23 protein-coding genes are annotated in these 22,921 nt (G+C 62.9%); 8 read left to right on the forward strand and 15 right to left on the reverse strand.

All coding sequences use genetic code 11. The annotated features are described in order from the left end of the window. Nucleotides 1-13: 13 nt before the first annotated feature. Genes LZ538_RS01445 through LZ538_RS01460 form a run of 4 tightly spaced genes read right to left on the reverse strand, consistent with a single transcriptional unit; the run spans nt 14 to nt 3,844 of the window. Entirely contained in the window at nt 14-901 is an 888-nt protein-coding gene (locus LZ538_RS01445) for a 50S ribosomal protein L11 methyltransferase (protein ID WP_249830221.1), read from the reverse strand. Continuing rightward, entirely contained in the window at nt 898-1,818 is a 921-nt protein-coding gene (gene bla / locus LZ538_RS01450) for a subclass B3 metallo-beta-lactamase (protein WP_249830222.1), read from the reverse strand. Before bla ends, LZ538_RS01445 begins: the two co-directional genes overlap by 4 nt. After that, nucleotides 1,808-2,512, reverse strand: coding sequence for an SDR family NAD(P)-dependent oxidoreductase (locus LZ538_RS01455; protein WP_249830223.1), 705 nt, complete (start codon nt 2,510-2,512; stop codon nt 1,808-1,810). Before LZ538_RS01455 ends, bla begins: the two co-directional genes overlap by 11 nt. A 42-nt stretch (nt 2,513-2,554) precedes the next feature. After that, on the reverse strand, nt 2,555-3,844 hold the full coding sequence (locus tag LZ538_RS01460) for a methyl-accepting chemotaxis protein (protein WP_249830224.1): 1,290 nt from the start codon (nt 3,842-3,844) through the stop codon (nt 2,555-2,557). 119 nt (nt 3,845-3,963) lie between these two features. Here LZ538_RS01460 and sdhC point away from each other — a divergent pair, with 119 nt between their 5' ends. From sdhC to sdhA, 3 genes are read left to right on the forward strand one after another with little or no spacing between them, the layout of a single operon-like run. Continuing rightward, on the forward strand, nt 3,964-4,359 hold the full coding sequence (gene sdhC / locus LZ538_RS01465; RefSeq protein WP_249830225.1) for a succinate dehydrogenase, cytochrome b556 subunit: 396 nt from the start codon (nt 3,964-3,966) through the stop codon (nt 4,357-4,359). Further along, nucleotides 4,356-4,751 (forward strand): succinate dehydrogenase, hydrophobic membrane anchor protein, encoded by a 396-nt coding sequence (sdhD, locus tag LZ538_RS01470; protein WP_249830226.1) that lies wholly within the window; start codon nt 4,356-4,358, stop codon nt 4,749-4,751. The genes sdhC and sdhD overlap by 4 nt, the downstream gene beginning before the upstream one ends. After that, nucleotides 4,748-6,556, forward strand: a complete 1,809-nt coding sequence (sdhA, locus tag LZ538_RS01475) for a succinate dehydrogenase flavoprotein subunit (RefSeq protein WP_249830227.1) — start codon at nt 4,748-4,750, stop codon at nt 6,554-6,556. The genes sdhD and sdhA overlap by 4 nt, the downstream gene beginning before the upstream one ends. A gap of 7 nt (nt 6,557-6,563) precedes the next feature. Here sdhA and LZ538_RS01480 read toward each other — a convergent pair whose 3' ends face one another. Both LZ538_RS01480 and LZ538_RS01485 read right to left on the reverse strand, forming a co-directional pair. Continuing rightward, nucleotides 6,564-6,923 carry a hypothetical protein gene (locus tag LZ538_RS01480; RefSeq protein ID WP_249830228.1) on the reverse strand — a complete coding sequence of 120 codons (360 nt, stop codon included), beginning with the start codon at nt 6,921-6,923 and terminating at the stop codon, nt 6,564-6,566. Nucleotides 6,924-6,934: 11 nt separating this feature from the next. Then, nucleotides 6,935-7,129 carry a hypothetical protein gene (locus LZ538_RS01485; protein ID WP_249830229.1) on the reverse strand — a complete coding sequence of 65 codons (195 nt, stop codon included), beginning with the start codon at nt 7,127-7,129 and terminating at the stop codon, nt 6,935-6,937. 230 nt (nt 7,130-7,359) lie between these two features. On the opposite strand from LZ538_RS01485, the gene LZ538_RS01490 reads away from it, so the two are divergent. Then, complete coding sequence (locus LZ538_RS01490) at nt 7,360-8,319, forward strand: MBL fold metallo-hydrolase (protein ID WP_249830230.1); 960 nt, start codon at nt 7,360-7,362, stop codon at nt 8,317-8,319. Nucleotides 8,320-8,334: 15 nt separating this feature from the next. Here LZ538_RS01490 and LZ538_RS01495 read toward each other — a convergent pair whose 3' ends face one another. From LZ538_RS01495 to LZ538_RS01520, 6 genes are all read right to left on the reverse strand, one after another. Next, the gene (locus tag LZ538_RS01495) at nt 8,335-9,720 is read right to left on the reverse strand and encodes a sensor histidine kinase (RefSeq protein WP_249830231.1); all 1,386 of its coding nucleotides are present in this window, start codon (nt 9,718-9,720) and stop codon (nt 8,335-8,337) included. Nucleotides 9,721-9,732: 12 nt separating this feature from the next. After that, on the reverse strand, nt 9,733-10,413 hold the full coding sequence (locus LZ538_RS01500; protein WP_249830232.1) for a winged helix-turn-helix domain-containing protein: 681 nt from the start codon (nt 10,411-10,413) through the stop codon (nt 9,733-9,735). 114 nt (nt 10,414-10,527) lie between these two features. Then, a complete protein-coding gene (locus tag LZ538_RS01505; protein WP_249830233.1) occupies nt 10,528-10,701 on the reverse strand; it encodes a hypothetical protein in 174 nt (57 codons plus the stop codon). A 116-nt stretch (nt 10,702-10,817) separates the two neighbouring features. Further along, on the reverse strand, nt 10,818-11,681 hold the full coding sequence (gene kdsA / locus LZ538_RS01510) for a 3-deoxy-8-phosphooctulonate synthase (RefSeq protein WP_249830234.1): 864 nt from the start codon (nt 11,679-11,681) through the stop codon (nt 10,818-10,820). Nucleotides 11,682-11,722: 41 nt separating this feature from the next. Further along, the gene (locus LZ538_RS01515) at nt 11,723-12,523 is read right to left on the reverse strand and encodes a 3-deoxy-manno-octulosonate cytidylyltransferase (RefSeq protein WP_249830235.1); all 801 of its coding nucleotides are present in this window, start codon (nt 12,521-12,523) and stop codon (nt 11,723-11,725) included. Beyond that, nucleotides 12,520-13,491: a KpsF/GutQ family sugar-phosphate isomerase gene (locus LZ538_RS01520; protein WP_249830236.1), complete on the reverse strand. Its 972-nt coding sequence runs from the start codon at nt 13,489-13,491 to the stop codon at nt 12,520-12,522. The genes LZ538_RS01515 and LZ538_RS01520 overlap by 4 nt, the downstream gene beginning before the upstream one ends. Nucleotides 13,492-13,672: 181 nt before the next feature. Here LZ538_RS01520 and LZ538_RS01525 point away from each other — a divergent pair, with 181 nt between their 5' ends. Further along, entirely contained in the window at nt 13,673-15,040 is a 1,368-nt protein-coding gene (locus LZ538_RS01525; protein ID WP_249830237.1) for a lipopolysaccharide biosynthesis protein, read from the forward strand. Here LZ538_RS01525 and LZ538_RS01530 read toward each other — a convergent pair. After that, nucleotides 14,994-15,983, reverse strand: a complete 990-nt coding sequence (locus tag LZ538_RS01530; RefSeq protein WP_249830238.1) for a sulfotransferase — start codon at nt 15,981-15,983, stop codon at nt 14,994-14,996. The two genes, LZ538_RS01525 and LZ538_RS01530, sit on opposite strands and share 47 nt — an antisense overlap. Nucleotides 15,984-16,239: 256 nt before the next feature. Here LZ538_RS01530 and asnB point away from each other — a divergent pair, with 256 nt between their 5' ends. The 3 genes from asnB to LZ538_RS01545 are packed head-to-tail and all read left to right on the forward strand — an operon-like array spanning nt 16,240 to nt 20,931. Then, the gene (asnB, locus tag LZ538_RS01535; RefSeq protein ID WP_283937531.1) at nt 16,240-18,165 is read left to right on the forward strand and encodes an asparagine synthase (glutamine-hydrolyzing); all 1,926 of its coding nucleotides are present in this window, start codon (nt 16,240-16,242) and stop codon (nt 18,163-18,165) included. Then, nucleotides 18,158-20,173, forward strand: a complete 2,016-nt coding sequence (locus tag LZ538_RS01540; RefSeq protein ID WP_249830240.1) for an ELM1/GtrOC1 family putative glycosyltransferase — start codon at nt 18,158-18,160, stop codon at nt 20,171-20,173. Before asnB ends, LZ538_RS01540 begins: the two co-directional genes overlap by 8 nt. Next, a complete protein-coding gene (locus LZ538_RS01545; RefSeq protein ID WP_249830241.1) occupies nt 20,170-20,931 on the forward strand; it encodes a hypothetical protein in 762 nt (253 codons plus the stop codon). The genes LZ538_RS01540 and LZ538_RS01545 overlap by 4 nt, the downstream gene beginning before the upstream one ends. 31 nt (nt 20,932-20,962) lie before the next feature. On the opposite strand, the gene LZ538_RS01550 is transcribed toward LZ538_RS01545, so the two are convergent. Continuing rightward, entirely contained in the window at nt 20,963-22,528 is a 1,566-nt protein-coding gene (locus LZ538_RS01550) for a M56 family metallopeptidase (protein ID WP_249830242.1), read from the reverse strand. Next, a complete protein-coding gene (locus LZ538_RS01555; protein ID WP_249830243.1) occupies nt 22,525-22,896 on the reverse strand; it encodes a BlaI/MecI/CopY family transcriptional regulator in 372 nt (123 codons plus the stop codon). The genes LZ538_RS01550 and LZ538_RS01555 overlap by 4 nt, the downstream gene beginning before the upstream one ends. Nucleotides 22,897-22,921: the final 25 nt, after the last annotated feature.

Genomic DNA, 22,921 nt, shown 5'->3' on the forward strand with positions numbered 1-22,921 from the left:
AGCATTCGGACGTTCAAACGTCCGCTCGTCGAAAAAGCAGAACCGGCCATTCACTATTGCCACAGTCGCCGAGCACAGCGCCGAGTGATTCATACGCAGCCCGCACCGCCGCCGCCTGCGTGTCGAGCAGGCCTGCCAGGATGATTGCCCCGCCCGGCGTCAGGGCGTCCACAAATCCGGGTGCTAGCTCGATCAGCGGGCCGGCGAGAATATTGGCGATGATCAGGTCGAATGGGGCGCGGGCGGCGAGCAATGGAGAATCCATCCCATCCGCTGCGCCGAGCAGCAACTCTCCGGGCGCATGACCAAGCCGTACATGATTGATCGCGGCATTTTCGCGACAGACGTCGATGGCGATCGGGTCAATGTCCGTCGCGATGCAACGTGCCCCCGGCCACAGCGCGAGCGCGGCGAAGGCCAGCAAGCCGGTGCCGGTTCCAATGTCGGCAATGTTGCCGAAATGCTCCCCTTCGCGTTCCAGCCGATCGAGCGCTTCCAGGCACCCGGCAGTGGTCGCGTGCTGCCCGGTCCCGAAAGCTAGGCCGGCATCGATCTCGAAAGCCACGGTGCCCGGAGGGACATTTCGGTACATTGGCGTGTGCACGTAGAAGCGCCCGGCGCGGATCGGCTGCAGCCCCGCCTGGCTCATCGTGACCCAGTCCGCCTCTCCAAGCTCTTCGATGCGGGGGTCGCCGTTACCAAGCGAAGCGAGTGTTGCGATTTCCCGATCGGTAGGCGGATGCTCGAAATAAGCGTGGATCAACCAGTCGTCGGGCTTGTGCGGATCGGGTTCGTCGGCGACCAGCACCGGCGGATCAGCGCATCTCGCGAAGGCATCGCCCGCGTCGGGAATCGATTCTCCCTGAGCCCGCGTGCACGGCACCGTTACGCGAAAGCTCACTTGCCTTTCGCCTCCTCCGCCAGCCGCTCGTCGAGCTGCTTCCCGATCGCATCGGCGTAAGCGCGGCAGGCGTTGGGATCATCGAGCGGCGCGCGACCCGCCATTCGGTCGATCAGCTTGCTGGCCGAAGGATGCGGCGTGAGCAGGATGTCGCACTCGACCTTGCGCAGCTTGTCCAGGGAAGCGCGATAGGCCTGGAGGTAGGCCGGATGATCGGAAAACCGATAGCCCTCCTTGCTCACTGGCGTCAGGCTGTCGGCATAGACGATCCGCCTGCACACCCCTCCGTCGCAGCTACCCCAGTGCCAGCTGAGGGCGCCCGGGGTGTGACCCGGCGTCGCGATGGCCGTCAGGGAGAGATTACCGAGCCGAACATCCTCGCCATCGTGAATGACCCGATCGACACGTGCCTTCTCGATCGGCTTCTGGGTCCCTGCTTGGGGATCCTCCGCTCCGTCGAGCCCCGTCTCGAAGACTTTGGCGGCGGCCGGTGACGCGAAAAGCTGCGCGCCTGTCAGGCGCTGCAACCTCGCGATTCCTCCGACATGGTCGATATGCTCGTGGCTCTGCAGGAGTATCCTCACGTCCTGCAACCGAAACCCGAGCGCCTGGATGTTGTCCGCGATCAGGTCCGCGTCATGCTCGGTCCCGCCATCGATAAGGATATGCCCGCCGGTCCCGGTGATCAGGATCGAAGCGATGCCGCAGGTGCCGACCAGATAGGTATTCGCATGGATGCGCACGGGCGGCGCCGGCTTGTCCCAATCATCCCAATCCTTGCAACGCGCGGCGAACTCCGGGCCGGAAATCTCCATCGGAGCCCTGGGCTGTTCGACCTGCCGCGGCGTTTTCTGGAGCGGGATCGTGATCGGAAAGCCTTGCGCAGCGGCAAGTGCAATCGCGACGCTAGCGAACATAGCTGGCGCCGTTCACGTCGATGACGCTGCCCGTGGATGAAGCCGGTGCATCGATGGCCAGCCAGCGGATCACCTCCGCGACTTCGTCGGTACTTGCTACCCGGCCGAGGGGAATGTCCGCGACGATCTGCGCACCTCCCCGCCCCTGCAGATATTCCTCCGTCATCTCCGATACCGTGAAACCTGGAGCGACCCCGAAGCACAATATGCCCTCGGCCGCGTAGCCTCGCGCGATCGTCCGGGTCATCCCGACAAGCGCCGCTTTGGATGCGGCATAGTGCCAATGCTGCGGGCTATCGCCGCGAAACGCGGCGCGGCTCGCGACGTTCACGATACGGCCGGGAGCTCCCGCATCGAGGAAGTGCGAAACCGCAAGCTTGCAGAGATCGGCCGGGGCCTGGAGGTTGATCGTCAGGGTTCGATTCCAGGCCTCGCGCCATTCCTCGTCGGTCACATTGTCCGCGACCCCCTCGTAAATGCCCGCGTTGTTGACCAGGACGTCGATCTGGCCGCCGAGCTCATCGAGCGCGGTGTCCCAGATATTTCGAGGCGCGGTGGGATCCATGAGGTCGCCGGCGATGAGATCGTCGCTGCCCTTGGTCGAATGACCAACGACATGGTGGCCGCATTTCTTCAGCAATGCATAGACCGCCGCGCCGATGCCGCGGCTTGCCCCCGTGATCAGGATGTTCATGGCGGCGGATTAGCCGATCCGCCGCGGCAACGGGAGTGGGAGTTACGCAGCCATTCCGTTGACGAAGGCTTTGGCGGTCGTCTTGAAGTTGACGATCTGCTCGGAGAAGCGGCCGAAGCCCTGCTCCACCTCGTCGATGTCCTTCGCGACATTCTCGGTATCGGACCGGATCGCGGCGATGGTCGAGCTCATTGAGTCCGCCGCGAGCGCGGTCTCGTCCACCGCGGCAGTGATCATCGTCACCGTCTGCGCCTGAAGCTCCATCGCCTGGCGGATACGGTCCGCGGAGCTCTGCACTTCCTCCACCGTGCCCTGGATCGAGCCGTTCGCGTCCACCGTCTGTCGAGTGGCCTGCTGGATCGCCGTAATCTTGGCGGTGATGTCGTCCGTCGCCCGTGCCGTCTGAGAAGCGAGGCTCTTCACCTCCTGCGCGACGACCGCGAAGCCGCGGCCTGCATCTCCGGCGCGGGCCGCCTCGATGGTGGCGTTGAGTGCCAGGAGATTGGTCTGACCGGCAATGTCGCGGATCAGCGAGAGGATCGATTCGATCGCTTCGACGTGGGACGAAAGAGCCTGGCTGACTTTCACAGCCTGGCTTGCCTGATCGCCCGCGCGAGTGGCAACGCCGGCCGCGACTTCAACTTCGGAACGTGCGTCCTCGATCGCGCGGATCAGGCCAGCGGCGGTCTGGGCGGCTTCGCGCATGGCGACGGCCGATTGCTCGGCCGCGGCGGCGACTTCGCTGGTCTTGCCGAGCATGCCGCGTGCCGATGCGGCGGTAGAGCGCGTACGATCGGTCAGAGCGCGGGATTGCTCGGTGCTGGCGCGAACCAGGTCGCTGACGCGGCGTTCGAACTGCTCGCTCTCGCGTCCGCGCTGATCGGCGGCCTCGATCGCCTCGAGGAGGGCAACCTGCGCAAGAATGATGTCCGTTTCGAACATGCTGAGGCGAAGGAACGCGCCGACGCATTCCTCGAGCTTCACGGGATCGTTCGAGAAGCGCTCGACGATGGCAGACACGATCTTGCTCGCTACGCGGGTGCGGTCTGCAATATAGCCGGGGACAGAGATCCGCTCGGCATAAATGAGGCGCCCATATTCGGCGATGCCCTGGACCCAACCGGTGTCCACCCGGCCGGAGTAAATGGCGCTGTAGCGCTCCGCCCGATCCGGTCCGAGCTCGTTGAGGACCTCCGCGGCGATCAGGTCCGTGGCGTTGTCACGCAGAAGAGCGATATCGGCTTCAAGCGACCCGCGAGGGTTATAAGCCGCAAGGCGCGCGCTCACCTGCTGGTCTGTCAGCCGCTGCAGATGTCCAGTATCGCCGCTCATCAATCGCTCTCCAGTGAATTCGCCTCTTGAGGTGGCTCTTGCCCGACAATGGTTAAGACCGGGTTAGGCGTGCGCCCGAATCTTGCCTCTGCCGAGACCGCGCCCTAAGCGCCCCGAACATGGCAACGACCCGATCCCGCCCGCTTTCGCCCCATCTCACCATCTGGCGATGGGGACCGCACATGACGGTCTCCATTCTGCACCGCGTAACCGGCGGCGCTTTGGCAGTTGCCGGCCTAGCGGCGCTCACCTGGTGGCTTCTGGCGATCGCCGAGGGTGGAGACGCGTATCAGCGGTTCGCGACGGCTGCCCGCCATCCAATCGGCATCATCGTCCTGGTCGGCCTGACATGGAGCTTCTTCCAGCACCTGCTGTCCGGTGTGCGACACCTGGTCATGGACAGCGGCGCTGGCTTCGAGCTCAACACCAACAAAAAGTTCGCGATCCTGACGATCGTCGGATCGCTTCTTCTGACCGCAGTCCTCTGGGGCTGGCTGCTGGGAGTACGCCCATGAGCCTTGGTGATAGCTCGACTCCGCTCGGGCGGGTGCGCGGCCTCGGCTCCGCTCGCGAAGGCGGCGAACATTGGCTGAGCGAGCGCGTGACCAGCGTCGCCCTCCTCTTGCTCGGCACATGGCTGATCGCCTCGTTGCTGATGCTGCCCGCGCTAGACCAACGCACGCTCAGCGAATGGCTAGGCTCGCCATGGGGAGCGGTCCCGATGGCGCTTCTGGTCATCGTCGGGTTCAAGCATGCGCTCGACGGCCTGAAGGTCGTAGTCGACGACTATGTTCATGAGCCGGGCAACAATTTCGCCTTGAACACGCTGCTGCTCTTCCTCGCCGTCGGGGGTGGCGCGCTGGCGCTATACGCGCTCGCGAAAATCTCCTTCGGAGGCCACGCTTGAGCTCCGCCTACAAAATTGTCGACCATACCTATGACGTGGTGGTCGTTGGAGCGGGCGGCGCGGGCCTTCGCGCGACGATGGGCGCTGCCGGCGCAGGCCTGAAAACCGCCTGCGTCACGAAGGTTTTCCCGACCCGCAGCCACACGGTAGCAGCGCAAGGCGGCATCGCCGCGAGCCTCGGCAACATGGGCCCGGACCACTGGACCTGGCACATGTACGATACCGTCAAGGGCTCCGACTGGCTCGGCGATCAGGACGCTATCGAATATCTGACCCGCGAAGCTCCGGCGGCGGTCATCGAGCTCGAGCATGCCGGGATGCCGTTCAGCCGGACCGCCGACGGGCGCATCTACCAGCGCGCATTCGGCGGAATGACGCAAAATATGGGCGAAGGCCCCGCGGCGCAACGCACCTGCGCGGCTGCCGACCGCACCGGCCATGCGATGCTTCACACGCTCTACCAGCAGAGCCTGAAGTATGACGCGGATTTCTTCATCGAATATTTCGCGATCGACCTGATCATGCAGGACGGCGCCTGCCGGGGCGTCGTCGCCCTTTGCCTCGACGACGGGTCGATCCACCGCTTCCGCGCGCAGGCGGTGGTCCTGGCGACAGGCGGCTACGGCCGCGTCTATTTTTCGGCCACCTCGGCGCACACCTGCACTGGTGACGGGAACGCCATGGCGCTTCGCGCCGGCCTCCCGCTGCAGGACATGGAGTTCGTGCAGTTCCACCCGACCGGCATCTACGGGGCAGGCGTACTCATCACCGAAGGTGCGCGCGGCGAAGGCGGCTATCTCACCAACAGCGAGGGTGAGCGCTTCATGGAGCGCTACGCACCGTCCGCGAAGGACCTCGCCAGCCGGGACGTCGTATCGCGCTCAATGGCGATGGAAATCCGCGAAGGCCGGGGCGTCGGCGAGCATAAGGATCATATCTTCCTTCACCTCGACCATATCGACCCCAAGATCCTGGCGGAGCGCCTGCCGGGAATCACGGAGACCGCGAAGACGTTCGCCGGCGTGGACCTTACCCGCCAGCCGATCCCTGTCGTGCCGACCGTGCACTACAATATGGGCGGCATCCCGACGAACTATCATGGCGAAGTCGTGACGCTGAAGGACGGCAATCCGGATGCGGTCGTCCCTGGCCTCTTCGCGGTCGGAGAAGCGGCCTGCGTCAGCGTGCATGGCGCCAACCGCCTCGGCTCAAACAGCCTGATCGACCTCGTCGTGTTCGGCCGAGCAACGGGACTGAGGCTTGCCGAGACCGTGAAATCCGGCGCGATCCAGGAAGAGCTGCCGAAGGACGGAGGCGATCTCGCGCTGACCCGTCTCGACAAGTTCCGGCATGCTGAAGGCGCGAGCCCCACGGCCGAGATCCGGCTAGACATGCAGCGCACCATGCAGAAGGATGCCGGAGTCTTCCGCACCGAGCGTACTTTGGCCGAAGGCGTCGCCAACATCGACAAGGTCTATGGGCGGATGGCGGACGTGCGGGTCAGCGACCGCAGCCTCATCTGGAACAGCGACCTGGTTGAGACGCTGGAGCTGGACAACCTGCTCTCTCAAGCCGTCGTCACGATGCACTGCGCCGCCAACCGCAAGGAAAGCCGCGGCGCCCATATGCACGAGGATTATCCCAAGCGTGACGACAAGAACTGGATGAAGCACACCGTCGCATGGTTCGGTGGTTGGGGCGGCACGGCCCCGGCTGGTGGGGTCCGGATCGACTATCGCCCAGTGCATGAGTTCACGCTCACGAACGACATTCAGTACATCAAGCCCAAGGCTCGGGTTTACTAGTAGAGCATCAACGCTGGGCGGCCGCGGCCGCCGTGATCTGCTGCGCACAGACGCGCAGGTTCCAATTCCAGCAGCTGCCGTGAATGTCTCGCGAAGCTCCTCCAACGGCCTCGATCCGAGCCTGGTAGGAAATTCGAGTCCAATCCAGCGAGCGTTCGTAACCCACGTCGTTGGGAAGCGTGACGATCACTTCCGCCGGAGAGTTGGCTGCAACCACAACGAAGCGGCGGTCGCTTCTGAATTCCTTGATGACGCTCGAGGCGAACCTTTCGGTCGTCTTGTTCTGGCTGGCTGACCGGAGCTGGACGGCGATCGGAGTCGCGGGAGCGCTGGCCAACAATAGGCCGAAAAGGATGACGGCGGCCACCCGGCTGCCTGCTAATGCGTTGCGGCGATCACGGCCACAAGGCGATGGCGTTCCCAAATCTCGCGCATCGCAAAGAGGCGTCGGGATCGCGCTATGTCGACGGCTTCCTCGTCGTCGCAGGCTTCCACCAGCTCGACGTCCGGGACGATCGAACCTCCCTCGAAAAAGCAGAGGCTGTAAACATGGGGTATCGGGGCCGTGGCCATGCAAGCTCCGGGCTGAGTGACTCTGGCGGCCCAGCGAGAGGGGACAAACGCCGAGCCGCCAGCAGACAATTGGTACGATTTCCGGTCTTGAATCCGTATCAGTAGCTCTACCGAGTTTATGCCGCCTATTGTCTGCAGCCGTTAATCGCTGCCGTGAGGCCATTGGAAGAGTTTCGCTCCCTGAGATCGTTGCAATCGTCCTAGGTCGGCGCGTCTCGCGGGGAGGGCCTATGCGCGCCATTCTGACCTTCGCTCTTATAATGCTCGGGGCCTGCGCGGCGCGGAGCGCGGCGGAGCCCTATCACCTCATCCCCGGCCAGGTGACTCCGAACAAAGGTCCGGACGGAAATACGATTGTCCTCGACGCGCCGGACGGGCTGATCGTCGTCGACACGGGTCGGCATCCGGAGCACGTCCGAGCCATCCTCGCCTACGCTAATGAGCGGCGGAAGCCGATATCGGCGATCGTCAACACGCACTGGCACCTCGACCACACCACCGGCAATTGGGACATCCGCAAGGCCTATCCGAACGTTCGGGTCTATGCCTCGGATGCGCTTGAGGGAGCGTTGGTCGGCTTCTTCCCGACGAGCCGCAAAGGCGCCGAAGAATTCGTCAGATCGGGTAAGGCCTCACCGGCGCAGCGCGCCGAAATGGACCGCAGCTTCCACGTCATGGACCATCCTGAGCTGCTTCGCCCCACCGACGTCATCAGCAAATCGGGTCCAGTCGAGATTGCCGGGCGATCCCTCGACGTCCACCTCACGAAATTCGCCGCCACCGAAGGCGACGTCTGGCTTTATGACCCCAAGGCCAAAATCGCGATCGTCGGCGATCTGGTGGTCGACATCGTGCCGTTCATGGACACGGCTTGCGCCGATGGCTGGGCGAATGCGCTCGACGAGATCGCCGCCCTTCCCTTTCGGACTTTGATCCCCGGACACGGCCCTGTCATGGACCGCACCGACTTCCTCGCCTGGCGGACGGCATACGACAATTTCGTGAAGTGCGGGCATTCGAGCGTGGATGGGAAGGAATGCGTGGCGGGCTGGGAACGCGATGCGGCAAAGTTCATCGACGAAGGACATCGCGCCTATGTCCACGACGCCGCGGGATATTATCTGACCACCCGCCTCCGCTCTTCACCCGAAGAGCAGCAGAAATATTGCAAGCCGCTCAAAACACCATGAACCGCAGGATTTAGCTCAAAGGGCAAAACCCGGCGTCATCCTGCCTGGCTTGCCCTCACCGCGTATTGGAATCTGAAGCAGCGCAACCAGCCCTGGTCCATTGTCGAACAATGCAAGCTCACCGTGGTGCAGGTGAGCAATCGCCTGAGCGAGGGACAGCCCAAGACCCGCCCCCTCCTCGCTTCGGCTGGGATCGAGCCGTCCGAAGCGACGGCGAGCCTCATCCCGCTGCTCCACGGCAATACCGGGGCCGCGGTCCGTTACCCCGAGCTTCAACGTGGAATCTTCGTCATGGACCATGACGGCGATCTCGCCGCCCGAAGACGCATATTTGATCGCATTTTCGATGAGATTGCTCAGCGCCTGGGCGAGCAACTGACGATGAGCGAACACGGGGACGACGACCGTACCTCGGTCGAGCCGCAGGTTTGCCCCCGCCTCCTCGGCTACGGGTTCGTACATCTCGACCAGTTCGGCCGCTAGTTGCGCCGGGTCGAACCAGCTGAACTGGTTCTGGCTGGTGAACGCCTCCGATCGAGCAATCTCGAGCGCGGTGGTCAGGATCCGCATCAGCGAATCCGACTGCCGGATGATGGCCGCGAGCATCAACTCGCGCTCTTCCTCGGTGTCCGCGGCCAACGCGGCATCCGCCGCCGCTCGAAGCCTGCCTACCGGCGACCTCAGGTCATGGGCGAGGCTGTCGGTCAGCATCCTAAGCTCGCTCATCAGCGTCGATATGCGGTCGAGCATCTGATTGATGCGCAACGACAGCCGTCCGAACGAATCGTTGGCGCCCGACAACGGCACGCGACCCGACATGTCGCCACCGCCAATTCGGTCGGCGACCATCACGATATCGTGGATACGGCGGTCGACATACTGGCCCAGTATCAGGCCGCAGAGCAGGCCAAGGATCACCGAGACCGCCAATGCGGCGAGTAGGGACCGCTCCAGCGTTTCCCTCAGGCTGATCCCACCCGTCACCGTCCGGCCGGTGAGCAGCCACTGCCGTCCGGCGATGGGCCGGATGTTCACCGACGCCTCCAGCGCGGAATTATCGCCCTTCATCTTGAGGACCGCCGTCCGGGCCTTCGCGAAGGAGGTGACCGAGGGCGATATGATGGCGTCGATATTACCTTCGAGCGGCCGTCCAGCGCCATCTACTATGGCAACCGCGACCTGATCGCCGGCCTCGGTCGCCTCCGCGATTTCCTGCTTGAGCGAAGCCAGCCCTTCCCGGCGATAGACTTGATCGAGAGCCGCCGACTGCTGAGCAACCTGGTGACGGAGCTCCGTTACGATCTCGTCCCGTGTCTGGAAGTGGATGTACCCAATGATGAGCATGTTCGACGCAAAGGCGAGGAAACCTGCCAGCAACGCTATCCGCAGCTTCGTCGACATCCGATACGGTGCCTAAGCTTCCAGCACGTAACCCGCACCGCGGACCGTATGCAGCAGCGGACGCTCGAAACCCTCTTCGAGCTTCCGCCGAAGCCTGCTCACGTGAACGTCGATCACGTTGGTCGCCGGGTCGAAATGATAGTCCCACACCTGCTCCAGCAGCATGGTCCGCGTGACGACCCGGCCTTCGTTCCGGGCGAGATATTCCAGGAGGAGATATTCGCGCGGCTTCAGGTCGATCTTCTTGCCCGCCCGCTTCACCGTACGCGACATCGGGTCGATCACGAGATCGCCGACCGTCAGTTGAGGATTGGCTGCGACGCGGGCCTCGCTTCGGCGCAGCAAGGCATTGGCGCGTGCCAGCAATTCCGCGAATGAAAAGGGTTTGACGAGATAATCGTCCGATCCGCAATCGAGACCTTCGATGCGGTCTCCAACCGAAGCGAGTGCCGACAGGATCAGGACCGGAGTTTCGATCTGCGCGGCGCGGAGAGCGCGGAGAACGGAAAGGCCGTCCAGCACGGGGACCATCCGGTCGAGGATGATCAGATCGAACGTGCTGTCTGTGGCCCGGTACAGGCCGTCCTGGCCGTTGCTGACCTGCTCTACGAGATGACCTTCCTGGGTAAGGCCGCGGCCCAGATAGTCCGCGGTCTCCGCATCATCTTCAATGACAAGGATCTTCCGGCCCATTGTCTCTCCGCCATCTGCATACGACGCCGCTTACCGGCCCGGCAATGGCGGGGTCGCCGCCCGGCGGAGGGAGCTTGAGGGACGCCGGGCGGCTCGGGGAGGGCGAGTGGTTAGTTATTTGGTCTTCGGAGCCTTGGGCTGGTCCGCCTTTGCGCTGAGCTTGGGCTTGGCGTGTGCCTTGTGCGGCTTGGCCTTTTCAGTCTGGGGCTTGGTGGTCGTAGCCGCCGCAGCAGTCGAACCGGCAAGGAGGCCGATTGCCACAAACGAGGCGATGAGTTGCTTGGTCATGTCATGCGTCTCCTGTGTTGACCGGTGCTACCGGCGTTCCAGGCGGATAGGAGAGCGACCATTTCGCTACTGTGGCGGGTCGATTAAATGTTATTCATGGAAGGTGCCGGCTAGCGCTATTCAGCGACCATCAGCTCCCGCTCAGGCAGCGGAGAATTCTTCACCGTGCGGTCCAGTTCGAGGAGAGTCGCCAGTAGACTCTCCATGCGATCGAGTGGCCAGGCATTCGGTCCGTCGGACTTCGCGTTTGCGGGATCGGGATGCGTTTCCATGAACAATCCGGATATACCGGCCGCAACGGCCGCCCGCGCGAGAACTGGAACGAACTCCCGCTGGCCGCCAGAGCTCGTACCCTGACCGCCCGGAAGCTGCACCGAATGCGTCGCGTCGAACACCACCGGGCATCCTGTGTCACGCAAGATCGCCAGGCTGCGCATGTCGGAGACGAGGTTGTTGTAGCCGAAGGACGCACCCCGCTCGCAGACCATGATCGTCTCCTCGTTCACACCCGAGGCATGCGCCGCGTTACGTGCCTTCTCCACGACGTTCTTCATGTCCCCCGGAGCCATGAACTGCGCCTTCTTGATATTGACGGGTTTTCCGGCGGCGGCAACGGCGTGGATGAAGTCCGTCTGGCGAGCCAGGAAGGCAGGCGTCTGCAGGACGTCGACTGCCTGCGCCGCGGCGGCGATCTGGGGGATGTCGTGAACGTCCGTCAAAACCGGCACGCCGATTTGCTCTCGCACTTTCGAAAGTATCCGTAGCCCCTCGTCCATTCCAAGGCCCCGAAAGCTGCTATCCGAGGTCCGGTTCGCCTTGTCGTAACTGGACTTGAATATGAAGAGGATGCCGAGCTTGTCGGTAATGCTCTTCAACCGTTCAGCCACTCGGAGTTGCAGCTCCTCGCTTTCGACGACGCATGGGCCGGCAATGAGGAAGAGGGGCTGGTCCAGCCCAATCTCGCGATCAAACAGGCGCACGGCGGCTCCTTACCCGAAGGGACCTGGAAGAGCCACGATCGTCACTCGATCCCCGCGGCGGCCAACGCCTTCTCGATCGGGTCGATATCCTCTGGATTGTTGAGTTCGCGGATCGTGAATCGAGGGGGCTCCATCTCGACAATTCGGATCGGGATGCCGACGTCTAGAAAACGCAACTGCTCGAGGCCTTCCAAGACCTCGATCCTCGAAGGCGGACACTCGGCATAGCGCCGGAGCGCACCGGGCCGGTACGCATAGAGGCCGATGTGGAGCTGGACCGGCGACTCATCGCTCGTCGCCTCGAATCCCATCGGCAGGTAAGGAAGCAAGCGCTTGGAGAAATAGAGCGCATATCCCGCAGCATTGGTGACTACGCTTGTCCCGCCAACTCGGCCGGCCTCTTCTTCCTTTTGCAGCTGGTGGAGCTCGGCTGGCCGAAGTCTGATGGAGGCGGTCGCTACGGCTAGCGCCGGATCGCGTCGCATCGCCTCGACTAGATTCTCTGCGAAGTGCGGAGGCGTCAGCGGGGCGTCGCCCTGGAGGTTTACGATGACGTCGACTTCGCCGAGCTCCTGCAGCGCCTCGGCGCAGCGCTCCGTACCGTTTCGAGCATCGGATGACGTCATGATGACGTCAGCACCGAAACCCGTGGCAGCTTCGGCGATCCTCATATCGTCCGTAACGACATGCACCGAGGCCGTGCCTTGCAAGCGCTGCGCTGCCTCGAAGCTGCGCTGGATAAGCGGCTTGCTTACGCCTGATGCCCCGCGGAGTTGCGCAAGCGGTTTTCCGGGATAGCGCGACGAGCCCATCCTTGCGGGGATAAGGACCGCGACCTTCATCGCGCACCACCGCAATCGTGGATGTGCAAGACGCCGATCGGACGCATTTGTCCGGCCTCAGCCTCTTCGATGACAAACAGCGTCGTGATCTTGTGACGGTCGAACAGGAGGAGCGCGTCGTCGACCAGGGAGTCGGCACCGATCGTCTTGGGATTGGCGGTCATATAGTCTGCAGCCTTGCGATCGAGGCCGCGCTCGATGTTCCGGCGAAGATCCCCGTCGGTGATCACGCCGACGAGAACACCCTCTTCGTCGATCACCCCAACCATGCCCAGGCGTTTGGCGCTCATTTCGACGATTGCTTCATGCATCGAGGCCGCGGCATTTGTCAGTGGCATCTCGGCTCCGGAATGCATCAGTCGGCGCACAGGCTTGAGCCGCGCACCGATCGCACCACCCGGATGAAGGCGGCCGAAATCGGTCCGGGTGAACCCCTTCAGGTGCATGACGGTCATTGCAAGTGCATCGCCTAGCGCCACCGCCATCGTCGTCGATGTAGTGGGCGCAACTCCTTCGGGTCCGACTTCCTTGAGCGGCGGCAGAACCAGCGGCGCGGATGCCGCGGCAGCTAGCATCGAGCCGGCGTTTCCGGTTATCGCGATGACCGGTATTCCGACGCGCTCGAAATGCGCAATAACGGGTTCCAGCTCTGCGGTTTCACCACTTTGCGAGATGAGCAGTGCGACGTCGCCGCGCGCCGCCATGCCGAGGTCGCCGTGCACGGCTTCCGCGAGATGCAGAAAGATCGCTGTCGTTCCGGTGGATGCGAAGGTCGCTGCGATCTTCCGTGCAACGTGACCGGACTTCCCGAGTCCGCCGACGATTAGCTTGCCCGAGCAGGTGTGAATAAGATTGACGGCGATTTCGAACGTATCGCCGATGCTTCTCCCAAGCGCGTCGAGCGCGCGGGCCTCGCCCAGCAAGACCTGCCTGCCGAACTCTCGAACTTGCGTCGTTCGTAGATTCATTTGCGGGTCCCCAGGACCGAGCAGGGAATGCCGGACAGCGGGCATTGCGGCAAATACACACGCACCTCGAAGCGACTTGGACGCGAGCCGATCACGATGGCGTATCGCCCGCTTTGGGATTACCGGCACCCGCATGGTCCCTTTTTCGATCCGCCGGATCATGCGCCCCCTGTGAGCTCAAGTGAACCTCGGTAAGGGAAAGCAGCGCGGCGTCTTTGCCCGAATGGCGCGAAATGTCGGCTGGCTCGCGGGTTCGCGCGGTTTCATCGGCATTCTCAGCATTGCCTATTTGGCCATTGCTGCGCGCGCTCTCGGACCGAAGCGGTTCGGCGAATTTGCGCTTGTCCTCACCTACGGGCAACTGATCGCGAACGTGGTGCAATTTCAATCGTGGAAAGGGGTCATCCGTTTCGGCGCCGCGCACCTTGCCGCCGGCAACCGCGACGGCCTTGCGCGCTTGTTCGGATTCACTGCGACGCTGGATGCCGCGAGCACGATTGTGGGAACGGCGATTGCGGTTGGCGGTGTGGAGCTTGCAGCCCCGATCCTGCATTGGCCAGCCGAACTCCGGCTCCCCGCCGCAGTGTTTGGTTGCATCGTCCTCCTCGCGAGCGGCGGCACGCCCTCGGGAATGCTGCGACTGTTCGATCGTTTCGACCTTCAGGCTTTTACGGAAGCGATAGGGCCGATCGTACGTTTTGCCGGCTCGGCGGTGGCTTGGGCGGCCGGCTGGCCAACCGTAGGCTTCCTGGCCGTATGGGGAGCTGCCACCATCCTGCAAACGCTTGCACAGTGGATCGCAGTCGTAGCCATCCACGGCTCCAGGCTGACGTTCGGCCGCGCCGCATTCATGCAGGCGCTTCGGGAGAACCGCCGGCTGTGGAGGTTCATGATCCAAACGAACCTTTCGAACTCGCTGGGCCTCTTCTGGATGCAGCTCGGGACCTTGGCGGTGGGAGCCGTTTCCGGACCGGTGCAAGCCGGCGGCTTCAGAATCGCGAACCGTATCGCGAAGGGCCTGGTGAAGCCGGTCGAAACGATCACCCGCGCGCTGTACCCTGAGCTTGCGCGGCTCATTGCCACCAACGATCATCTGACAGCACGCAAGGTGCTGACCCGGCTGACGTGGATCGCCGCCGCTCTCGCCCTGACGGCCGTCCTCATCATCGGGCTCGCCGGGGCGACGATCTTGCGATTGATCGCCGGAGAAAGCTTCGAGTTCGCGCATGGATTCTTGTTCCTGCTCTCGATTGCTGCAGCAATCGATCTTGTGGGCTTCGCGCTCGAGCCGTTTCACAGCGCGCACGGCCGATCCGGACGTATCCTTCGTTCGCGCGCAATCGGAGCGGCCCTCTATGGGGTCTTGTTGGCTCTGCTCTTGCCGACGATCGGACCAGAGGGCGCCGCCCTGGCATCGGTGGCCGCTTCGTCCGTTATCTTTGCCCAACTGGCACTCTCGACGAGACAAATCCTGAGCCGACAGTTGGCGAACGCGGGGGCGGTTAGTCGGGAGCAGGCCCAAGCCAATGATCAAGGTTACGGCCAATGATGTCCTCCAGCCGTTTGATGTCCTCGCGGTAAAGCTGTCCGAACTCAGCGCGCAAAGCGGGCGATAAAGCCACCTGAGGGGCTTCGGTCTCGTTCCATTTCAGGAGGTTTTTGCGTGAGCGTTCGATAATCCTAATGCCGGGTGACTTTCGCTTGTCGAGCTTGCTGAGGCTATCGACCCGCCGACGATAGGCGCTGCCTGCGAGCAGCCTGCGGGTGATGACAGGCGGGCGCATCAGCAACCGCTGGAGCCATCCATATTTGAAATCGCGACGGACCCGCCGGGGTGTCGTGTCTGCAGGCTCGCAAGGCGGCAGTCCGAGGAATTCGACAACATCCCGAAAGGCACGTGCGGCATCTGACCGGATGTCGTCGTGAAGGACGAAGAAGCAGCGGTTGCGGCCAACCACTGAAATAAATCGTCCAACGTAGAATCCGAGGCGGCCGAGCTCGTCGTACCGGAGCCACCGCGGTTCGATGCAAGAACGGGGTACGCTTCGGCCCCTTCTGCGCGCATCGACCAGTCGCCACGCCCGTTCGAAGTCGCGAACGTTCTCATCGCCCAGGACCAGGAGCCGCTGGTGAAGAGAAGGTATCATCTCGACAGGGTCTCTGAGGCAAATGATGAACTTCGCCTCGGGCCATAGCCGGAGAATTGGGCGCATACGCTCGGGAGTGTAGAGGTAGGTGACCGACGCTTCCGCGAGCAGCGAACCATCCTCGCGACGGTGCGGAAAGAACCGGTCGAGATACTCGGCCGTAACAATCTGCCGGAGTTCCTCATCCGGAATCCCATTCAGATCATGCTGCGAGAAAAAATGCGGCTCTTTCAGTTTCGAAAAACAGATCGAAGGATGAGCCCGCATGAACTGCGCGAGCGACGTCGTGCCAGTGCGCGGCGCACCGACGATGCAGGCGAAACGACATGAGAGTCTCTGGTCCACCCTTGCTGCCCGACCTCCCTTTCACGAGCTAGCCTCACGAAATGGCCGGCGAATCCTGCAATTGATTCGTGCTGGGCACTTTCCGACTGCTTTGCCCGAAGTTCATGTTCGGGCCGCTTCATAGAGGGTTGAAGTGGGGCATCACGTTGCCCCCAGATTAAACTTTGTTCATGTTCCGCGTCTTACCTTTCAACGCGCATTTTCGCTCTTCATGTCTCCCGGCGTTGCGGGCCTTCCGCTCGCTTGGTGAACACTCATGTGCGGAATTGCGGGCTGGTATAGAAGGATGGGTCGCCCGGTAACGCGCGAGATCTTCAGTCGCCAATGCGACCGCTTGCTGCGTAGGGGCCCCGACGATTTCGGCTATCTGATCGACGGCGATTTCGGCTTCGGAATGCGCCGCCTCAGCATCATCGACGTAGAGCGCGGTCGACAGCCGATCAGGAGCGCCGACGGGCGCTATTCAATCGTCTGCAACGGCGAGATCGTGAACCATCTCGATTTAAGACGTGAGCTTGGGGGAAAGCCGGCATTCCGCACGCGGAGCGACATCGAGACGCTCCTGGCAGCCTATGTGAAATGGGGCCACGAAGCCTGGCTTCGGCTTGAGGGCATGTATGCCGCCGCGATCTGGGACCATCTCACCAAGACCCTGACCCTCGCGCGCGACCCATTGGGCATAAAGCCGCTCTTCTTCTCGGAGCAGCTGGGCGGATTAGCCTTCGCTTCGGAAATTTCTGCACTCCGCGTCGTTCCGGGGTTCCAGTTCGACGTCGACGAGCGCGGCATCCGTGACTTCTTCCGCTTCGGACACGTGCTCGGACCGCGGTCGATATTCCGGCAGGTCCGCGCCGTCCCGCCCGGTCACGTCGTGACGGTGGGCGCATTGGGCACGGCCACCCGCTGTTTCTGGAAACCGCAGATGCGGCCCCAGGCTGGACGGAGTGATAGAGACTGGATCGAAGAGACCCGGCACCGGGTGCGGGCGACAGTCGAAAAGCACATGTTGTCCGACGTTCCCGTAGGCGTGTTCCTTTCGAGCGGCGTCGATTCCAGCGCGATCGCCGCGAGCATGGCGACTATCTCAACGCATCCGGTCAAAGCCTTCACGGCGGGCTTTCCAGGATCGAAGATCGACGAAACAGCGGCCGCGTCTGAGATCGCTCGTCACATCGGGCTGGAGCATGTGGTGCTGCCGATCGTCCCCGAGACGGCAGCGGAGGTTTTGCCGGCAGTCCAGCGATCGTTCGACGAGCCGACCGCGGCCAATTCCGCGATCCCGCTGTGGTATCTTTCCCGATCGGCTTCACAGCATGTGAAGGTCGTCCTGTGCGGCGAAGGCGGCGACGAACTCTTCCTCGGATACAATCGCCAACGGTGGGCCCGCCGCATGGCTCGATGGTCCACACTCGTCCATGCTCTCGGCGGGCTCGAATTCGTAGGCGAAATTCCGGATCTCCCGTCGCGACAACTGAATTATCTTCGCGACCATGCCGATCGCTTTCGTCGCGGCGCGATGCTCACCAATGGATATGAGCGGTTCTTCGCTGCGGTAACGATCACTTCGGACGACGTGCGCAAGCACATCTACGATCCGGAATTCTATCATCTTTGGGATGAGCCCATGTCGGAGGCGACCTTTGCCGCCACCTATTTCACGGCGAAGCAGCAAGGGTTGTCGGAGCTCGAGCAGCTGGCCCTTGGCGATATTGCGGTCCACATGCCGGCATCGCTGCTGCAGCGACTAGACCGATCTACCATGGCTTGGTCGCTCGAAGCGCGAGTTCCATTCCTGTCCCATCAATTTGTGGACTGGGCGCTGACCATGCCGACGGACATGAAGTTGCGCGGCGGAGTTGGGAAATATGCGCTGAGGCGCGCCTTCGAGCCTCTGCTCCCCGACGGAGCGCTCCACCGGCGCAAGCTCGGCTTCCAAATGCCTCTCGCTGACTGGTTCGTCGGAAGTTTCAACGACTTTGCGCGCGATGCGTGGCAATCGTCAGGGCTCGCGAGCGAGGGCTTCCTCGACGCCCGCGGAATCGAACGAACCTTCGAAGAGCATCGCAAGGGCATCCGCAATCATGGCCGCCTTCTCTACGCAATCGCCATGCTGAGTTGCTGGTGGCGCGAGCAGCTGCCGGTGCCCGTGACCATACCGGCCCGGGAGCGGCAAATTGCCTGACGATCCTCTTTTCAGCGATCGCGCCTCCGGCAAGAAGGTTTGGATATTACTCTGCAATCGGACCGGCGACGACAATCAGGTGCGCGCGCTCGCGACGGCCGTTGGGCTTCCCTTCGAGGTCAAGGAGCTGGAATTCAACCGGCTGCGCCACGTGCGTCGACTGCGTGACGAGCGCCTCTTGTATCTGACTCAAGAGGCACGCTCGAAGCTGGTCCCGCCCTGGCCCGACCTTGTGATTGGACTGGGTTACGAAAGCATGCCGGTCGCGCGCTTCATTCGTCGCCAGTCGCGAGGTCGCACCCGTCTGGTGCAGATCGGCAATCCCCGATCGACGATCGACGACATCGACCTGCTGATTGCGACCCCGCAATATCCGATCGCGAGCGCCGCGAATGTCCTCAGGATCCCGCTCCCGATCGGGAACCCTGCCGGGTGCGTGGAGCCGACCGCCGAAGAACAGCTTTGGCTGGAATCGATGCCTCGACCGCGCCGGATGATCGCTGTTGGCGGAAACACGAGACAGTGGAAGGTCGACCCTGCGAAGCTCGAGCGTGCTGTCCGCAATCTCAAGGCAGAACGAGCGAAGCTCGGTGGAAGCGTGATTGCGGTCACCAGCCGACGCACGCCGAAGTCGGTCGCTCGCATGTTGGAGAAGCTACTGCGTGATGATGCGGAAGCTTGCGTGCACAACTTCCCGCGCTTCGCTCCGCTTCTTGCTTGCTGCGACGAGTTCCACGTGACCGCTGACAGCGTCTCGATGCTTTCGGAGGCCATCCTTACGCAAAAGCCGGTCGCAATGATTCCGATCGGCCGTTCATTTCGGGGGAAGGCTGCTCATCTGCTGCGCAGCCTGGGCGTTCGCCTCCGATCGAACACCGACCTGCCTGCTTTCTGGAATCACCTCCGCCTGAGCGGTCTCGTGGGCCGGGCTGACGACCCCAAGGCCTCTGACGCCGTCGAAACGACACAGGAAGCTGCCAAGGCGGTCCGACAGGTGCTCGAACAGCCCCGGAGCCCAAAAATCTGGGCGCTGCTCGGCGCGCACCGGGGCGATAATAACCAGGTCCTGGCACTCGCCGAGGCGCTTGGCCTTCCTTTTGAACGCAAGCAGCTGACTTACAATCGCTGGCGCCATCTCGGGCCACTATTGCTTGGAGCGACGCTGCGCAGTCTCGATCCCCGTTCTCGCGAGTTGCTCACCGGCAAAGCCCCCGATCTCACCATCTCGACAGGCCATCGCAGCGTGGCCGTCGTTCAGGCGCTACGAAAGCAATCGGGCGGCAGCACGCGATCCATCCACGTCGGCTATCCCCGCATTTCTCCGGCCAAGTTCGACCTGGTTATCGCTACGCCCGAATATCCGATCGAAGATCACGCGAACTTGCTGCGACTGCCCTTCGCGCTGACCAGGCGAAAGGCGCCGGCTGAAAACCGGGCGGATTTCTGGGACGCCCATCCAGCCCCGCGACGCCTTCTGATCCTGGGCGGCTCCACACTCTATTGGCGGCTCGACCCCGAAGAGGTCTGGAGAACAGTGGATGACCTGCTGGCTGGCCCGGCTGGAAACGGGTCGCTCGTCGTAGTCGGCAGTCCGCGGACCCCGCAACGCCTTCTCGCCGAGGTCGAGAAGCGGATAGCCAGCTCAAGCTGCCCGGCGACTCTCATTCCTTTCGGCGGAATTCCCACTTACGTCGAGCTGCTCGATCACGCCGACGAGATCCATGTAACGGCCGACAGCGTGGCGATGGTCTCCGATGCGATATCCACGCGGAAACCGGTGCAGCTCGTCCCGGTCCGGCCTAGCCTCCTGGGCAGCTGGGTCATGACAGTCATGAGCTTTGCCCGTCCCGCAAAACCCATTCCGCCGAACGATCTTCGCGCTTTCTGGCGGACGCTTCGCGAGCACGGTCTCATTTCTGACGCCGTTGGCTTGGGCCCAAGCGCAGTGCCCAACGTCAACCGCCTCGCCGCTTCGCGCTCCGCTACGATCCTCGGGGGCGGTCCATGAGGACGGTGGAACGCGACATCGAGAATTATCTCGTCGACGCCGTCGAACGAAGCGAGCTTCGACACTCCCCCTTCGATCACATCTACATGGCCAATGTGCTTCCGCGGCCGGAATATGAGACCTTGCTCTCCTCCATGCCTGATCGACGATCCTATCATGAGCTGCGGCACCGCGACGCAATGCGTGCCGACGGACACAGCACGCGGCTGCGCATGTACCTTTATCCGGAGCTCCTGCGGCAGCTGCCTTCCGAGCAACGGCGGGTATGGGCGTCGATCGGCCGCGCCTTTTGCTCGCGTGAACTCGAGCAGGCCTTCAGGAGAAAGTTCCGTTCCGTTCTCGAAGCGCGCTTCGGCAAGCCGGTCGGACGCATTGGGCTCTACCCTGTCCCAATATTGCTTCGTGACCAGCCAGGATACCGGATCGGAATCCACGCGGATGCGCCCACCAAGGCAATCACCGTCCAATTCTACCTGCCTGCGGACGAGCGCCAGCGGCATCTCGGCACGATCTTTCACGAGGGCGAGACTGGCGAGCTCGCCGAGCGACAGACAAAAATGCCCTTCCTCCCGGCAAGCGGCTACGCTTTTCCGGTTTCGCTGACGGAGAGCTGGCACAGTGCGGACCGGACTGAAGTCGCCGACGGCGAACGCGTTTCGATGATGGTCACCTACTATGTCGCCGACACCATCCTCGGCCGGATCAAGTACCGGTTACGGAGAGCCGGAATGCGGGTCGGGCTGCACCCGAGGGGGTAAAGAGCTCTCCCTTCGCCCGAGCCGTGCGACGTCAACGCCGATCGAGCCGGTCGAGCGTAGTCAACATTCGGGTCATCTGCTCTTCTGCCGTACGTAGTTCCGCCGCGATTTTGTCCGGATCGGCCGCCTCGATCGCTTCGCGGATTTCCTTGTCGACGTCGATCGATTCCGCCTCGCGAATGGCGCTAAGGATCTCCGCCTTCCTTTTTTCGGGGTCTTCGCCATGCGCGCGAAGCTCGGCGGCCACCGAATCTATTTCTGCGAGGTCACGCCGGCGGTCCTCCTGATCCTGCATGAGCTCCCGTTTCAGCTCGCCGCTCCGGGCGCGATCAGCTTCCTGGCGAAGCTCCGCCAGTTCCTTCGGCAACTCAGCCCGTTCACGAGCGAGCTCGCGTTGCGAGTCCAGAATGGCCTTGCGAATCTGGGAACGCTCGGCCGGGCTCAGCTCCTGCAGGCGCTTCACCTTGCCGTTGATGAGCACATCATCATTCGCGAAGAACGCAGTGCTCCCCTTATCCAGCTTGACCCCGCCGGCCAGAGTCACCGTTCCGTCCTGATTCTCTCGAACGGATTTGTCGTCCACAGCAGTCACTGCCGCGGCAGATGCCAACGCCCGAGGTGTATTCGGCACACGCATGCCGGTCTGAAGCACTTTCGACGCAGCTGCAGGCGGGGCGCCGGCGGGCACTTCGACATAAAGCGTGGCCCAGCTCGCCGTCAGCGGCAAAGCCGTGGCGGCGGTCAGGGCGATGAGTGTCTTGCCGGCCGCGCGGCGACGGCTGCTTGGGCTGGTGAGCATGGATCGTACCCTTTTCTGCAATGTGCTCGGGCGATCGAGCGCGGCCGCAAACAGCAGCGCGCGTCCCGACGCCGCTTTGGCGATGGCCTGCGCATAGGTCGCGCGATTAAGTCTACTGATCTTGTCGAGGACTCGCGCGTCGCAAGCCGCTTCCTGGTCGAAACGGAAGGCGGAATGGCTGAGCCACGCCAGCGGGTTGAACCACTGCAGGCAAAGCAACACGAAGGCGAGGTGATTGATGAGCACGTCGCCCGACCGGTGATGGGAAAGCTCGTGATCGAAAGCGAGGCGGCGCTCCTGCGGCTCGTACCGATCGTCGAAATCGACCGGCAGCGCGATGACCCGATCGAGAATGCCAAAGGCCATCGGTCCCCGCACCGCTGCGCTACGAACGATCCTTATATCGCCGAGGCACGCCACCTGGACGCTGTCACGAAGGACTTGGCGCCGTTGGGATCGATAGACGATCGCACCGCACACCAGCATTGCCGAAGCACCGACAAGCCAGGTCGACAACGCGAGAACGTCCCAACCACCGAGTTGGTCGACCAGGCTCGGAACGACCGGCCCTGCGATCGAAGGCGGCGCTGAATAGGTTGCGGCGGGCGCAAGCGAAGCGGAGACCGCTCGCTCGACCGTCCATGTCAGCGGCGGCATCAGAAGGCGCAGCGTGGGGACCAGCCACAAGGCGTATGCGACCGCAGGACCGAACTCCCGCCGCACCGGCTCGCGGATCAGAAGCACGAAACCCATCAATAGAGAGGTCGCAAGCAAAGTGTCGGACAGCCAGTCGATCATTTGCGCAACTCCCTGAGCATGGCCTCGATCTGTGCGATATCCTCCTCGTCGAGCGCTTCCTCTTCCGCCAGGCGAGCAAACAGTGGTGACAATTTGCCGCCGAACAGCCTCGCCACGAAGCGACGGGATTCGTCGGCCACATAGGGTTCACGCTCAATAGCGGGCAGGTAGAGAAACCGCCGTCCATCCTTCTTGGGTTCGACCGCGCGCTTCGCCAACAGCCGGGAAATCAGGCTCTTCACCGTCGCCAGCGACCAATCGCGATCGGCGGGCACGCGCTCGGCAATCTCGATGGCGGTTAGTGGCCGGGCCGCGGACCACAGCGCCTCCATCACATACCATTCCGCGTCGCTGAGCCGCTTTTCCATCACGAGTCGCCTCTCACGATTACGG

It is taken from the genome of Sphingomonas hankyongi (assembly GCF_023516575.1).
In the GTDB taxonomy this organism is placed as follows: domain Bacteria; phylum Pseudomonadota; class Alphaproteobacteria; order Sphingomonadales; family Sphingomonadaceae; genus Sphingomicrobium; species Sphingomicrobium hankyongi.